Below are 15,346 nucleotides of genomic sequence, written 5' to 3' on the forward strand. Positions count from 1 at the left end.
GCTGGACCATGCCTTCGAGGACACCCGAATGAAGACCGCTGAGATCGCCCAGCGCTACCTCGACTACTTCGAGAAGAACGACCACGTCATCGTGCCGTCGGCCTCGCTGGTCAGCCCCGACCCGTCGGTGATGTTCACCATCGCCGGCATGGTTCCGTTCATCCCGTATCTCAACGGCACCGTGCCGGCGCCGTACAAGCGCGCGGCCGACGTGCAGAAGTGCATCCGCACCAACGACATCGAAGAGGTGGGCAAGACCGCCCGCCACGGCACGTTCTTCCAGATGCTGGGCAACTGGTCGTTCGGCGACTACTTCAAGGAAGGCGCGATCGGCTACGCCTGGGAGCTGCTGACGAAGCCCGAGACCGATGGTGGCATGGGCTTCGCCGAGCGCGACCTGTGGGTCACCGTCTACGAGGACGACGACGAGGCCGCGATGCTGTGGCAGAAAGTCGCCGGCCTTCCGGCCGAGCGCATCCAGCGCCTCGGCCGCGAAGACAACTACTGGACCACCGGTCAGCCCGGCCCGGCCGGCCCCTGCTCGGAGATCTACTTCGACCGCGGGCCCGCGTACGGCCGCGACGGCGGCCCCGTCGTGGACGACAGCCGCTTCACCGAGATCTGGAACCTCGTGTTCATGCAGGACGCGATCACGAACGTCCGCTCGAAGGTGGATTTCGACATCGTCGGGAGCCTCCCCAACAAGAACATCGACACCGGCATGGGGCTGGAGCGCGTCGCGTTCATCAAGCAGGGCGTCGAGAACATGTACGAGACCGACCAGGTGCGTCCCGTGCTCGACCGCGCCGTCGAACTGAGCGGCCGCCGCTACGGCGCCGTGCACGAGGACGACGTGCGCTTCCGCATCGTCGCCGATCACGTGCGCTCCTCGCTCATGCTCCTCTCCGACGGCGTGACGCCGTCCAACGAGGGCCGCGGCTACATCCTGCGCCGCCTCATGCGCCGCTCCATCCGCTCGATGCGCCTGCTCGGGGTGGACGCCCCGACCTTCCCTGAGCTGTTCGCGGCGTCCCGCGACGCGATGAAGGCGGCTTACCCCGAGGTCGAGACGGACTACAGCCGCATCTCGGCCTACGCCGTCGCCGAGGAGGAGACGTTCCTGCGCACCCTCGCGTCGGGTTCGACGATCCTCGACATGGCCGTCGAGCAGACGAAGGATGCCGGGAAGAACAGCATCGCGGGCTCCGAGGCGTTCCTCCTGCACGACACCTACGGCTTCCCGATCGACCTCACGCTCGAGATCGCCCAGGAGGCGGGACTCGACGTCGACCGCGCCGGGTTCGACGCGCTCATGCAGGAGCAGCGCACCCGTGCGAAGGCCGACGCCAAGTCGCGCAAGCGCGCGCTCGCGGACAACAGCGTGTACAGCGCGTTCCGGGCCGCGGGCGAGACGGTGTTCACCGGCTACTCCGACCTCGAGACCGAGTCTCGGGTGCTCGGCGTCATCGTGGACGGCGTGTCGACCGATCGGGCGACCGTCGGCCAGACCGCCGAGGTGATCCTGGGCGAGACCACCCTCTACGCCGAGTCCGGCGGGCAGGTCGCCGACAAGGGCATCATCGTCGGCCCGGGCTACGAGCTCGACGTGCTCGATGTGCAGCGCCCGGTGGCCGGACTCATCAGCCACACCGTCAAGGTGCGCACCGGCGAGGTCGGGGTCGGGCAGCCGGCGACGACGGTCGTGGATGCCGCGAACCGTCGCGCCGCCCGCCAGGCGCACTCCGCCACCCACCTCGTGCACGCCGCCCTGCGCGACACCCTGGGAAAGACCGCCACGCAGGCGGGTTCGCTGAACCGCGCCGGCTATCTGCGGTTCGACTTCACCTGGGGCCAGGCGCTCTCCGCTGAGACCCGCAGCGAGATCGAGGAGATCGCGAACAACGCGGTGCGGGACAACCTCGAGGTGACGACGCGCGTGCTGCCGCTGGACGAGGCCAAGGCGCTCGGCGCTCAGGCCCTGTTCGGCGAGAAGTACGGCGACGTCGTGCGCATGGTCGACATCGGCGGCCCCTGGTCTCGCGAGCTCTGCGGCGGTACCCACGTGTCTTCCAGCGCCGAGGTCGGCCTGGTCAACCTCGTGGGCGAGTCGTCTGTGGGTGCGTCGAACCGCCGCGTCGAGGCCCTCGTGGGCATGGACGCCTTCCGCGAGCTCGCCGCCGAACGCGCCATCGTGTCGCAGCTGACCTCCACGCTGAAGACGCCGCGCGATCAGCTGACGACCCGTATCACGGAGCTCGCTGCGAACCTCAAGGCTGCGGAGAAGAAGATCGCGCAGTTCGAGGCGCGCGCGCTCGGGGAGCGGCTGCCGCAGCTGGTCGACTCGGCCCGGCGCATCGGCCGCTTCCAGGTCGTGGCGCAGTCTCTGGGCACCGCCGGTTCCGCCGACGATGTGCGCTCGCTCGCCCTGCAGGTGCGCGACCGGCTCGGGGCGGATGCCGCGGCGGTCGTGGCGCTGGGTGCCGACGTCGGCGGTCGTGCCGTCGTCATCGTCGCGGCCAACGACACCGCCCGCACCGCAGGTGCGAAGGCCGGCGTGCTCGCCAAATCGGCTGCTGCCGCCCTCGGCGGCGGTGGCGGCGGACGCGACGACGTCGCCCAGGGCGGCGGGACGGATGCCGCGGCGATGCCGGCCGCGTTCGACGCGATCACCTCGGCCTTGGAGTCGCAGGCCGCGTGAGCGGGTTCCGACGGGGCGTCCGCATCGGCGTCGACGTGGGCAAGGCGCGCGTCGGCGTCGCCTCGTGCGATCCCGATGGCATGCTGGCCACGCCGGTCGAGACGGTGCCGCGCAACGAGCAGGCGGTGGCGCGGGTGCGCGAGATCGCGGCGGAGTACAACGCGATGGAGCTGCTCGTGGGCCTGCCGTTGAACATGCGCGGCGAGGACACCGCCTCGACGGCGGACGCGCGTGCGTTCGCCGCAGCCCTCGCCGAAGCCGGCGACCCCCCGGTACGGCTGGTGGACGAGCGGCTCAGCACGGTCTCGGCGCATGCTGCTTTGAGACAAAGCGGGCGCTCACAGCGAGATTCTCGTAGCATTGTCGATCAGGTCGCCGCCGTGGTTCTGCTGCAGCATGCACTCGATGTCGAGAAGAGCACCGGTCGGCCGCCTGGAAACCCGTCGCCCCCGGCCCAGGAGCCCGCCTGATGCCCGCACCCTCGTCACCGTTCGACGATCCGTTCGCCGACCTGTTCGGCAAGCTCCCCGACCCCCGTGGGCGCGCCGGCGTCGCGCGTGCACCGGAGGGAACCGCCCCGGGAGGGGCCACCGCAGCCCACATCGAAGACGAGGGCGAGGACACCGCCACGGCAGGCGAGAGCGCTCCCGAGGCGACATCACCGTCGCCATCGTCGGCGCCCGAGACCGAGCCCGCGCCCCCCGGTCGCCCGCTGTCGCGGCGAGAAGCGCGTCGGGCAGCCGCGGCAGCCGCGCGATCGCAGGCGTCCGCTCCGCCGGATGAGACTCCGCACCCGCGCCCCGCCTCGGCATCCGTCGCGTCCGAGTCGTCTCCCTCGGCAACCGAGTCGTCGCCCTCGGCAGCCGTCGGGTCGGTGTCGTCCCGAGTGGCATCCGAATCGGCGCCCGCGGCGTCCGAGTCGGCTCCGGCAGGGTCTGAGCCTGCCGCGAGCGGCCCTGCACCCCGCGACGGCGAGGCCGCACGCCCGGCAGCGCCCGTTCCGGCGGCTCGCCCCGCCGCCACCGCGACGCTCGATGCGCTGTTCACCGGAGAGGTCTCGACCGATCAGGTCGGCGCACCACCGCCCCCGCCGGACCGCCGCAGGCGCCGGGTCGGCGCCTGGGTCGCCCTGGCCGTGGTGCTCGCCCTCGTCGGCGGCATCGGTGTCGGCGTCGCCTGGGTGTGGAACACGTACGAACAGCCCATCCGCGCCTTCATGGGCTGGGAGGAGCCGAAGGACTACGAAGAGGGCGAGGCCACCGGCGAAGCCCTCGTGACGATCCTCTCCGGCGACACGGGCGGCCCGATCTCGCAGGCGCTGTTCGACGCCGGCGTCACGAAGACCCCCGACGCGTTCTACGACTACCTCATCGACACCCGCCAGAACCCGCCCTTCCAGCCGGGCGTGTACCTGCTGCAGCAGAAGATGACCTCCGCCGCCGCCCTCGACGCGCTGCTCGACCCGGCCAAGAAGCAGTCCAACACCGCGCAGCTGCGCGAAGGACTGACCGTCGAGCAGTCCCTGCCGCTGCTGGCCGAGGGTCTGGCTCTGCCCGTCGAGGAGTTCGAGGCGGCGGTGGCCAACCCCGCCGACTACGGCGTCGCCGCCGACACCCTCGAAGGGTGGCTGTTCCCGGCGACCTACACGTTCGACCCCGGCGTCACCGCGACCGATGTCGTCCGCACCCTGGTGGACCGCACCGTGCAGTCGCTCGACGCCGCCGGGGTGCCGGGTGAGCGTCGCGAGGAGATCCTCACCATCGCGTCGATCATCCAGCGCGAGGCGCGGTTCGAGGACGACTTCTACAAGGTGTCCCGCGTCATCCAGAACCGCCTGGCGCCGGACAACAACGAGACCAACGGTCTGCTGCAGATGGACTCCACCGCCCAATACGGCTATCAGGAGATGCACGACGGCACCGTCAGCTCGTCCCGCGAGGCCCTCGAAGACGACAACCCGTGGAACACCTACCGTCATCCGGGACTGCCCGTCGGACCCATCGCCAACCCCGGCGATCTCGCGATCGACGCGGCGATGCACCCCGCGGAGGGCCCGTGGATGTACTTCGTCACCGTGAACCTCGACACCGGCGAGACGATCTTCACCAACACCGGCGCCGAACACGAGCAGGCGGTCAAGCAGTGGCAGCAGTGGTGCGCTGACAACCCCGACTCGGGCTGCTGACGGTGGGGGAGGGCACCGCCCTGGAGGTCTGGGGCGATCCGGTCGCGCACAGCAGATCGCCGCAGCTGCACGCCGCGGCGTATCGCGTGCTGGGGCTGCCGTGGTCGTACGGGCGGCGCCGCGTCGACGAAGCGGGCTTCGCGGCGGCCCTCGCCGACGCGCGGTCGGCCGGCCTGCGCGGGCTGTCGCTGACGATGCCCCTGAAGGGCGCCGCCTACGCTGCCGCCGCGACCCACGATGACCGTGCCGCGGCGACAGGGGCGGTCAACACGCTGCTGCTCACCGGCGACAAACCCCGCGGCGTGAACACCGACGTGGGCGGCATCGTGCGCGCCTTGCGCGAGGCCGGAATCGACACGCCCGGACGGGCGCGCATCGTGGGGGCGGGCGCGACAGCCACCTCCGCCCTCGTCGCCCTCGCGGAGCTCGGCGCCGAGCACGTCGCCGTCGCCGCCCGGCGGCCGGCTGCGGTCGAACCGCTGAAGACCCTCGGCGATCGACTGGGCATCGCCGTGCAGGCCGAGCCGCTGTCCGACGAGCCGTATGCCACGGCGCCGGTGACGGTCGCCACGCTCCCGGGCGACGCGACGGTGGCGGCTTCCACCGTCGACGCCCTCGCCGGTGCGGGCGGCCTGCTCATGGACGTCGTCTACGGCCACTGGCCGACCGCGCTCTCGCAGGCGTGGGAGCGCGCGGGACACCCCGCGGTCTCCGGAGAGGGGATGCTGCTGCACCAGGCGCTGCTGCAGGTGCGCGTCTTCGTCGGCGGCGACGCCGACGCGGCGCTCCCCGACGAGACCGAGGTGCTGGCCGCGATGCGGCGGGCGCTCGTGGGAGGATAGGCGAATGCTCCGCGTGCTCACAGCCGGCGAATCGCACGGCCCAGAACTCGTCGCCATCATGGAGGGCCTGCCCGCAGGCGTCCCCGTCTCGCGCGACGCGATCCAAGCCGATCTGGCCCGACGCAAGCTCGGCTACGGTCGCGGCTCCCGCATGAAGTTCGAGCAGGACGAGTTGGCCATCTCGGCCGGCGTCCGCCACGGCACGAGCCTCGGCAGCCCGATCGCGTTGCGTATCGGCAACACCGAGTGGCCCAAGTGGGTCGAGGTGATGAGCCCGGAGCCGGTCGAGATCACGGACAAGTCCCGCGGCCGCAGCGCGCCCCTCACCCGGCCCCGCCCCGGCCACGCCGATCTCGTCGGCATGCAGAAGTACGACTTCGACGAGGCCCGCCCGATCCTCGAGCGCGCCAGCGCCCGGGAAACCGCCGCGCGGGTGGCATTGGGAGCGGTCGCACGCTCGTTCCTCGGCGAACTCGGCATCCGGCTGGTCAGTCACACGCTGTCGATCGGTCCCGTGCGGGTTCCGGACGGCTCTCCGCTGCCCGGCCCCGACGACGTCGACCTGCTCGACGCCGACCCGCTGCGCTGCTTCGACCCGGCCACGAGTGCTGCGATGGTCGCCGAGGTCGACGACGCGCGCAAGGACGGCGACACCCTCGGCGGCATCGTGGAGGTGCTCGCCTACGGTGTGCCGCCCGGGCTCGGCTCGCACGTGCAGTGGGACCGCCGGCTGGACGCGAAGCTGGCCCAGGCGCTCATGAGCATCCAGGCCATCAAGGGGGTCGAGGTCGGCGACGGCTTCGAGACCACGCGTCGTCGCGGCTCCGCCGCGCACGACGAGCTGTTCGCGACCGACGCCGGCATCACGCGCGCCAGCGACCGCGCCGGCGGCACCGAGGGCGGCATGTCCACGGGCACGGTGCTGCGGGTTCGGGCGGGCATGAAGCCCATCGCCACCGTGCCGCACGCGCTGCGCACCGTCGACGTCACCACCGGTGACACCGCCTCGGCCCACCACCAGCGCTCGGACGTGTGCGCGGTGCCTGCGGCAGGCGTGGTCGCCGAGGCGATGACCGCCCTCGTGCTCGCCGAGGTGGTGCTGGAGAAGTTCGGCGGCGACAGCGTGGGGGAGACCCGGCGCAACCTGCAGTCGTACCTGGCAGCCATCCCCGAGTCCCTGCGCACGACGACGGCCAGCGACTCCGCGCTGGCATGACCGCACTCGTGCTGATCGGCCCCATGGGGGCCGGCAAGACGAGTATCGGCCGCCGCGTGGCGAAGTCGCTCGGCGTGCCTTTCACAGACACCGACGCGGCGATCGTGCGCGAGCACGGCCCGATCGAGCGCATCTTCGCCGAGCACGGCGAGGCACACTTCCGCAGCCTGGAGCGCGACGCCGTGCTCGCGGCGCTCGAGAACGGAGGCGTGGTCGCCCTCGGCGGTGGTGCCGTGCTCGAGCCCGTCACCCGTGTCGCCCTGCTCGAGCACCGCGTCGTGCTGCTCACCGTCGGCGGCGACACCATCGCCTCCCGGCTGCGCGCGACCACCCGTCCGCTGCTGCAGGGGGAGGATCCCGTCGCCCGCTGGCACGCGATCTACGAGTCGCGCCGGCCGCTGTACGAGCAGACCGCCGACGTCGTCTTCGACACCTCCGCCGGCCCGCTGCGCGACGTCGTCGACGCCGTGGCGCGCTGGGCGGACACCACCGCTGCAACCGAGGAGCACGCATGACCGAAGACACCACGACCATCTCGGTGACCGGGGCGGACCCCTACGACATCGTCGTCGGTCGCGGCATCCTCTCGCGCCTGCCCGAACTCATCCCGGCCGAGACGCGGAAGCTCCTCGTCGTGCACCCGCCCACTCTGCGCGACGCAGCCGAGGCGCTGCGGCTGTCGCTCAGCGATGCGCTCGGTGCAGGACGGCAGGTGCTGCTGGCCGAGATCCCCGATGCCGAGGCGGGCAAACGCATCGAGGTCGCGGCCTTCTGCTGGCAGGTCATGGGTCAGGCCGATTTCACCCGCACCGACGTCGTCATCGGCTTCGGCGGGGGCGCCGTCACCGATGTGGCCGGCTTCGTCGCCGCCACGTGGCTGCGCGGCGTGAAGGTCGTGCTGGTCCCGACGACCGTGCTCGGCATGGTCGACGCCGCCGTCGGCGGCAAGACCGGCGTCAACACCGCCGAGGGCAAGAACCTGGTGGGCGCCTTCTGGGCGCCGCACGCCGTGCTGTGCGACCTCGAGATGCTCGACTCCCTGGGCGCGAACGAGCGCATCGCGGGCTACGCCGAGGTCGTCAAGGCTGGCTTCATCTGGGCGCCGGAGATCCTCGACCTCATCGAAGCCGATCCTGTCGCGGTCGTCGATCCGGCATCCGCGTCGTTCCGACGCACGATGGAGCTCGCGATCGACATGAAGGCACGGGTGGTCAGCGAGGACTTCCGCGAAGCGGGCCTGCGGGAGATCCTCAACTACGGCCACACCCTCGGGCATGCCATCGAGCACGCCGAGCGCTACCAGTGGCGCCATGGAGCGGCCGTGTCGGTGGGCATGATGTTCGCCGCCGAGCTGTCCCGGCTCGCGGGACGGCTGCCGGATGCCGCCGCGCAGCGGCACCGCGACATCCTCCAGACCCTCGGCCTGCCGCTGAGCTACCGGCCCGGCGCGTGGCCGCAGCTGCTGGCGACGATGCAGCGCGACAAGAAGACCCGCGGTGGCATGCTGCGCTTCATCGTGCTGGACGACATCGGCCGTCCGACCGTGCTGCAGGCGCCCGACGAGTCGCTGCTGTTCGCGGCGTACCAGGAACTCTCCGAGTGAACGGCGTCGCCGTGCGTCGTGTCCGTGAGGACGAGTGGCGCCGCGTGCGGCAGCTGCGCATCGAGGCGGTGAGCGACCCGGATGCCGGGATCGCGTTCCTCTCGACGCCCGACCAGGAGCGGGCGCACGACGACGCGTTCTGGCGGCAGCGCTGCGTGGACAGCGCCGTGGGCGACGGCGCGGCCCAGTTCATCGCCGAGAGCGACGATGAGTGGATCGGCACGGTCACGGTGCTCGTGTATCCCCTCGGCGCGCCCGACGACATGGGGCGGACGGTCTGGACCACCCGCGCGCACGTGGTCGGCGTCTACGTGCGCGCCGACCATCGCGGCTCAGGGGTCATCGACGTGCTGCTCGACGCCGCCGCGGACTGGGCCGCCTCGCGGGGACTGCCCCGACTCACCCTGGATGTGCACGCCCGCAACGCCCGCGCCCAGGCCACGTACCGGCGCAACGGATTCGTGCCGACGGGGGAGACGCTCACCTCCGCCATCGGCGAGGAGCTCGTGATGGCGCGCTCTCTGACACCGCGCGACTCGGCGGCACCTGGTGCTCCTGGCCGCCGATAGGGTTTGAGGGTGAGCACGCCCCGACGCCTCCTGCTGGTCAACGGCCCGAACCTCAACCTGCTCGGCGTCCGCGAGCCCGAGATCTACGGCACCGACACTCTGGCCGACGTCGAACGCATCGTCGCCGACGCGGCCGCCGCTCGGGGCTTCGAGGTGCGCGCCGTGCAGAGCAACCACGAGGGCGCGCTCATCGACGCCGTCCACGCGGCCCGCGAGGACTGCGCCGGCATCATCATCAACGCCGGCGGCTACACGCACACCTCGGTGGCGCTGCGCGACGCGCTGACGGGCGTGGGGCTCCCGGTCGCCGAGGTGCACATCTCCGACGTGCACACGCGCGAGCCCTTCCGGCAGCACTCGTACATCGCGGACATCGCCGCGGTGCACGTGGCTGGTGAGGGGGTCGCCGGCTACGCCCGGGCGACCGCCCTGCTGGTGGACATCGTCACCGGTCGCGCCGACGGCTGAGACGGCTGACGGCGGCATCCCGTAGAATCGAACGCCGGGCCCGCGTGCGGCGCCCGACTCCCTCACACGAAACGGACTCCCTTCTCCCATGGCATCCACCGCAGACATCAAGAACGGCGTCGTCCTCAGCATCGACGGCCAGCTTTGGAACGTCATCGAGTTCCAGCATGTCAAGCCGGGCAAGGGAGGCGCCTTCGTGCGCACCAAGCTCAAGAACGTCGTCTCCGGCAAGACGGTCGACCGCACGTACAACGCGGGCGCGAAGATCGAGATCGAGAACGTCGATCGCCGCGACTTCACCTACCTGTACAACGACGGCGACAGCTACGTGTTCATGGACGTGGCGGACTACGACCAGCTGAGCGTTCCCGCCACGGTCGTGGGAGACGCCAAGAACTTCCTGCTCGAGAACCAGCAGGTCCAGATCGCGATGAACAACGGCAACCCGCTGTACATCGAGCTTCCCGCGTCGGTGGTGCTCGAGATCACCTACACCGAGCCGGGCCTGCAGGGTGACCGCTCGTCGGCGGGCACCAAGTCCGCCACGCTCGAGACGGGCTACGAGATCCAGGTCCCGCTGTTCGTCGAGCAGGGCACGAAGGTCAAGGTCGACACCCGCACGGGCGACTACCTCGGCCGCGTCAACTGACGCCGTCGACCGATGAGTGCCCGCAGCAAGGCGCGCAAGCGCGCCCTCGACATCCTGTATCAGTCCGACGTGCGCGGTGACGACCTCGGGGTGACCCTGGCGGCCGAGGCCAAGCGGGCGGCCAGCGAGCCGTCCCGTGAGACGTCGTGGCTCTACGCCCGAGAGATCGTCGACGGCGTCATCGACAATCGCAGCGAGATCGACGAGCAGATCACCAGCGTCGCGAAGGACTGGTCGCTCGCCCGGATGCCGGCGGTCGACAGGGCGATCCTGCGCGTCGGGGTGTGGGAGATCCTGCACAACGACGAGGTCCCCACCGCCGTCGCGATCGATGAGGCCGTGGAGCTGGCCAAGGAGTTCTCCACCGACGACTCCGCGTCGTTCGTGCACGGCGTGCTCGGGCGCATCGCCCGCTCCACCTGAGCGCCCAGCCGGTGTCGCCCGCGCGACCAGAATGGGTGGGGTGAGCACTCCCGACTCCGCCGACTGGCGCGCGCTGCTGGCTGCGCCGCCGTCGGCGGTGGACCCGCGCGGTCTCGCGCTGGGCATGGAGCTGCGCCGGCGCACCCGCCGAGACGGATCGGCGTGGGGGCCGACGAGGTTCGAGACGGCGACCGCGGGTGGACTCGATCCCTCCGCCGAGTTCGCCCTGGGCCTGCGTCCGCTGGTGCGCAGCACCCGCAGCGACGCGTGGATCAAGGGATCGGTGTCGTGGGATGCGCTGCGCCGCCCGGGCACCCCCTACGACCGTGACCAGGCCCGCTGGTTCGTCGAGCTGTACAGCATCGTCCGCGATGCGCGCACGCTCGGGACCATGCCGGATGCTTCGGAGTGGCTTCTGCTGGACGACGTCGAATCCCATCTGCTGTGGCCTCACCTCGCCGCCATGGCGAACCTCGGCATCCCCTTGCGGCCGACCAAGCCCGCCCACCGCGTGCAGCAGGCGCGCGAGGCCGCGGTGACGCTGCGGGCGGTGCGCCGGGGCGCCGACCTCGCCCTCGAGGCGCAGGTCGTGATCGACGCGGCGGCAGCGGATGCCGGCATGACGCGGCCGATCGGTCACATCGGCGTGTACCGCTTCGCCCTCGACGGCGACGTCGTCGCGCTGACCTTCGGGGCCGCGACGCTGACCGATCCGCTGCCCGCGATGCTGCGGGCGCGCCGGCCCGTGGTGGTGCCGGCGGGGGATGCCGACGAGTTCGTGCGCGAGCATCTGCCCGCCCTCACCCGGCGCACCACGGTCGAGCTGGGCCCCGGGGTGCCGCGGCCCGCGATCGTCCCGCCGCACCTGGAGGTCGCCGCCCGCTTCTCGCCGGGGGACCGGGTGGAGGTGGCGATGACGTGGCGGCACCCGGGCGTGCCGCCCGCGCCCTACGACGCGGTGCCCCCCGCCGGGTGCGACGGGGCTTTCGAGGACGACGTGCGCGGCCGTGTCGCGGCGGCCTGGCAGAACGCGACGGCGCTGCCGTTCACCGCCGACGGCCGCTTCATCGGCGCCGACGCGGCGGAGTTCTCCGACGCGGTGCTGCCTGCCCTGACGGCACTCGCGGACGTGCGCACCGTCGTCACCGGTCCCCGTCGCGCCTACCGGGAGCTCACCGGCGACCCGCAGATCACCGTCACCACGGTCGAGACCGACGATCCGGACTGGTTCGACCTCGGCGTGCTCGTGACGATCGACGGCCGGCGCATCCCGCTCGCGCCGCTGCTGCGCGCGCTCACCCTGCGCCGGCACCGCATGCTGCTCAGCGACGGCGACCATTTCTCGCTCGCGCACCCCGCGCTGGACCGGCTGCGCGAACTGATCGACGAGGCCGGCGCGTTGGACGAATGGGAGACGGGGCCGCGCCTCAGCCGCTACCAGACGACGCTCTGGGCCGACTTCGAGGACCTCGCCGATCAGGCCGAGCCGGCCGTGACGTGGCGGGCGGCCGTGGCGGCGCTCCGCGGCACCTCCGCGGTGCCGGCCACGCCGCCGCCGGCGGGACTGCAGGCAGCGCTGCGTCCCTACCAGCAGACCGGCTACGACTGGCTGACGTTCCTCTGGAGGCATCGACTGGGCGGCATCCTGGCCGACGACATGGGCCTCGGCAAGACGCTGCAGACCCTCGCTCTCATCGCCCACGCCCGTGAGGCGGGGGAGCGCCGGCCGTTCCTCGTCGTCGCACCGACCTCGGTGCTGGCCACATGGCGCAGCGAATCCGAGCACTTCACCCCTCACCTCACGGTGCAGACGATCGCCGCCACGGCCCGCACCCGCGCGGAGACGATCGCGGACGTCGCCGCCGAGGCCGACGTCGTCGTCACCTCCTATGCGCTGCTGCGCCTGGACGGTGCGCAGTATGCCGCGGTGCGCTGGGCGGGGCTCATCCTCGACGAGGCGCAGTTCGTGAAGAACCCCGCCACCCGCGTGCACCGTGCCGCGCGTGACCTCGACGCCGACGTCACGTTCGCCATCACCGGCACGCCGCTGGAGAACAGCCTCACGGACCTGCACGCGCTGCTGTCGCTGACGGCGCCGGGGCTGTTCCCATCGGCGGCCCGGTTCCGCGTGGAGTACGTGCTGCCCATCGAAGGAGGCAAGACACCGGAGAACGCGGAGGGCGGACCCTCCCGCGCGGTGCGCCTGCAGCGCCTGCGCCGCCGCATCCGCCCCTTCGTGCTGCGGCGCACGAAGGACCTCGTCGCAGGCGACCTGCCCGCCCGCCAGGAGCAGGACCTGCAGGTGCGTCTCGGGGACGGGCATCGCGAGCTCTACGACACCGTGCTGCAGCGGGAGCGACAGAAGGTGCTGGGACTGCTCACCGACCTCGACCGCAACCGGTTCATCGTCTTCCGCTCCCTGACGCTGCTGCGGATGCTGAGTCTCGCACCCGCCCTCATCGACGGCCGCCACGCCCGGCTGGGCTCCGCCAAGCTCGACGCGCTCGTCGAGCATGTGAGCGAGTTGGCCACAGAAGGGCACCGTGCGCTCGTCTTCAGCCAGTTCACGTCCTTCCTGCAGCTGGCTGCCCGGCGCCTGGACGCCGCCGGCATCCCGTACGTGTGGCTCGACGGGTCCACCCGGCGCCGCGAAGAGGTCGTCGCCCGCTTCCGCGACGGCGACGCGCCGGTTTTCCTGATCAGCCTGAAAGCGGGTGGATTCGGGCTCACCCTCGTCGAGGCCGACTACGTGTTCCTGCTCGACCCGTGGTGGAACCCCGCCGCCGAGGCCCAGGCCGTGGACCGCACGCATCGCATCGGGCAGACACGCCCGGTCAACGTGTACCGACTGATCGCCGAGGACACGATCGAACACAAGGTTCGCGCGCTGCAGGAGCGCAAGGCCCGCCTGTTCCACTCCGTGCTCGACGACGGCGATCTGCTCGCCAGCGCGCTCGACGCCGACGACATCCGGAGCCTGTTCGAGGCGTGAGGTTTGACACGGCGAGGCCGCCCGTGGGCTGCGCGAGGGCGACGTAGACTCGGGATCTGTTCGATACGGGAGGAATCCATGCGCATCACGGGGCTCGGCCACGCCGGCATGTTCATCGAGACGGCTGGTGGCAGCATCCTCTGCGATCCGGTGGTGAAATCGTCCTTCTACGGGTCGTGGTTCGTCTTCCCCGACAACCGCGCCCTCGACTGGGAGCGCTTCACCGACGCCGACTTCCTCTACATCTCGCACCGCCACCGCGATCACTTCGACCCGTGGCTGCTGCAGAACCACGTCCGCAAGGACATCGAGGTGCTGCTGCCGGACTATCCGACCGACGACCTCGAGCAGGATCTGCGCAAGCTCGGCTTCGACAACATCACCTACACGCGGGCCGGCGAGGTCATCGAGCGCGGGCCGCTGCGGATGATGATCACCCCGCTGCGGGCTCCCAGCGACGGACCCATCGGCGACTCGAGCCTCTCGGTCGACGATGGCACCGCATCGATCCTCAACCAGAACGACTCGCACCCGCTGGATCTCGAGAAGCTGCTGGACTTCGGCAAGCCCGAGGCGTACTTCACGCAGTTCTCCGGCGCGATCTGGTGGCCGATGGTCTACGACCTGCCGCACGAGGCGAAGGTCAACTTCGCCCACCTCAAGCGCGAGGCCCAGCACAAGCGCGCGATGTTCTACATCGAGCGGGTGGACGCGCCGCACGTGTACCCGATGGCGGGTCCGCCGATGTTCCTGCGGGACGAGCTGTTCCGCTACAACGGGCTCGGCGAGCACGACGACTCGATCTTCACCGACCAGGCGCAGTTCCTCGCCCGGATGAAGCAGGAGGCACCCCAGTACATCGGCCACGTGTTCATCCCCGGAACGGCCGTCACGATCGAAGGCGGTGAGCAGACGGTCGAGCAGACCCTCTACACCGAGGCGGAGATCGAGCGGATGTTCTCCGACAAGTGGGGGTACCTCGAGGAGCAGCGCGCCACCCGGCAGGAGGAGATCCGCGCCGAGGAGGCCTCGCGCGCAGAGGTGATTCCTCCCGCCGAGATGCTCGCCGCGCTGAAGGAGTGGTGGGAGCCGCTGCTGCGCCGCGCCCGCACCATCCGCAACGGCGTCGGAGGCAACGTGCGGTTCCGCATCGGCGACCTCGACATGGTCGTGGACTTCCCGAAGGCGAAGGTGCGCGAGTACGCGGGGGAGGAGTGCCTGTACTGGTACACCATCCCTGCCGACCTCGTCTCGACCAACATCGCCGAGCACGAGATCGACTGGTCGAACTCGATCTTCCTGTCGATGCAGTTCGAGGTCGGCCGCAGCGGCAAGTTCAACGAGTTCCTCACCACGTTCCTCAAGTGCCTGTCGCGTGACCGCATCGAGTACGTGGAGAACTGGTACGCGGAGCAGACCGACGTGACCGAGGAGGTGCAGCTGGACGACTGGGTGATCCAGCGCCGCTGCCCCCACCTGCGCGCAGACCTGTCCAAGACCGGCAAGATCGAGGACGGCGTGCTCACGTGCAGCCTGCACGACTGGAAGTGGGACCTCGCGTCCGGTCGCTGCCTGACATCGCAGGGCCACCCCATCAGCGCGAGCCGCGCCGACGCGTCCGTCACCGTCTCCTGATCCGCGCCTCGCAACGCGAGGTGTCACGCATTCGTCCGTGTACCGAATCGCGCGGCGCGCGCAGGG

The 15,346-nt window shown here is 71.0% G+C and carries 13 protein-coding genes; all 13 read left to right on the plus strand.

Annotation, left to right across the window (positions count from 1 at the left end; translation table 11 throughout):
* The first annotated feature begins 28 nt into the window (after positions 1–28).
* Positions 29–2,698, plus strand: coding sequence for an alanine--tRNA ligase (gene alaS / locus NQ165_RS02520; protein WP_257530974.1), 2,670 nt, complete (start codon positions 29–31; stop codon positions 2,696–2,698).
* A complete protein-coding gene (gene ruvX / locus NQ165_RS02525; protein ID WP_257530976.1) occupies positions 2,695–3,168 on the plus strand; it encodes a Holliday junction resolvase RuvX in 474 nt (157 codons plus the stop codon). Before alaS ends, ruvX begins: the two co-directional genes overlap by 4 nt.
* Positions 3,168–4,883 (plus strand): endolytic transglycosylase MltG, encoded by a 1,716-nt coding sequence (gene mltG, locus NQ165_RS02530; RefSeq protein WP_257530978.1) that lies wholly within the window; start codon positions 3,168–3,170, stop codon positions 4,881–4,883. Before ruvX ends, mltG begins: the two co-directional genes overlap by 1 nt.
* Before the next feature lie 2 nt (positions 4,884–4,885).
* Entirely contained in the window at positions 4,886–5,725 is an 840-nt protein-coding gene (locus NQ165_RS02535; protein ID WP_257530981.1) for a shikimate dehydrogenase, read from the plus strand.
* A 4-nt stretch (positions 5,726–5,729) separates the two neighbouring features.
* On the plus strand, positions 5,730–6,941 hold the full coding sequence (gene aroC / locus NQ165_RS02540) for a chorismate synthase (RefSeq protein WP_257530983.1): 1,212 nt from the start codon (positions 5,730–5,732) through the stop codon (positions 6,939–6,941).
* Positions 6,938–7,456 carry a shikimate kinase gene (locus NQ165_RS02545; protein ID WP_257530985.1) on the plus strand — a complete coding sequence of 173 codons (519 nt, stop codon included), beginning with the start codon at positions 6,938–6,940 and terminating at the stop codon, positions 7,454–7,456. The genes aroC and NQ165_RS02545 overlap by 4 nt, the downstream gene beginning before the upstream one ends.
* Entirely contained in the window at positions 7,453–8,544 is a 1,092-nt protein-coding gene (gene aroB, locus NQ165_RS02550; RefSeq protein WP_257530987.1) for a 3-dehydroquinate synthase, read from the plus strand. Before NQ165_RS02545 ends, aroB begins: the two co-directional genes overlap by 4 nt.
* A complete protein-coding gene (locus NQ165_RS02555) occupies positions 8,541–9,113 on the plus strand; it encodes a GNAT family N-acetyltransferase (protein ID WP_257530989.1) in 573 nt (190 codons plus the stop codon). Before aroB ends, NQ165_RS02555 begins: the two co-directional genes overlap by 4 nt.
* Before the next feature lie 9 nt (positions 9,114–9,122).
* Positions 9,123–9,581, plus strand: a complete 459-nt coding sequence (aroQ, locus tag NQ165_RS02560; RefSeq protein WP_257530991.1) for a type II 3-dehydroquinate dehydratase — start codon at positions 9,123–9,125, stop codon at positions 9,579–9,581.
* Positions 9,582–9,669: 88 nt separating this feature from the next.
* A complete protein-coding gene (efp, locus tag NQ165_RS02565; protein ID WP_257530993.1) occupies positions 9,670–10,230 on the plus strand; it encodes an elongation factor P in 561 nt (186 codons plus the stop codon).
* A gap of 12 nt (positions 10,231–10,242) precedes the next feature.
* Positions 10,243–10,653 carry a transcription antitermination factor NusB gene (gene nusB / locus NQ165_RS02570; protein WP_257530995.1) on the plus strand — a complete coding sequence of 137 codons (411 nt, stop codon included), beginning with the start codon at positions 10,243–10,245 and terminating at the stop codon, positions 10,651–10,653.
* Positions 10,654–10,693: 40 nt separating this feature from the next.
* Positions 10,694–13,645 (plus strand): DEAD/DEAH box helicase, encoded by a 2,952-nt coding sequence (locus tag NQ165_RS02575; protein ID WP_257530997.1) that lies wholly within the window; start codon positions 10,694–10,696, stop codon positions 13,643–13,645.
* Between the two features lie 78 nt (positions 13,646–13,723).
* Complete coding sequence (locus NQ165_RS02580) at positions 13,724–15,280, plus strand: Rieske 2Fe-2S domain-containing protein (protein WP_257530999.1); 1,557 nt, start codon at positions 13,724–13,726, stop codon at positions 15,278–15,280.
* Positions 15,281–15,346: the final 66 nt, after the last annotated feature.

It is taken from the genome of Microbacterium sp. zg.Y1084 (genome assembly GCF_024623595.1).
GTDB classification, from domain to species: Bacteria; Actinomycetota; Actinomycetes; order Actinomycetales; family Microbacteriaceae; genus Microbacterium; species Microbacterium wangruii.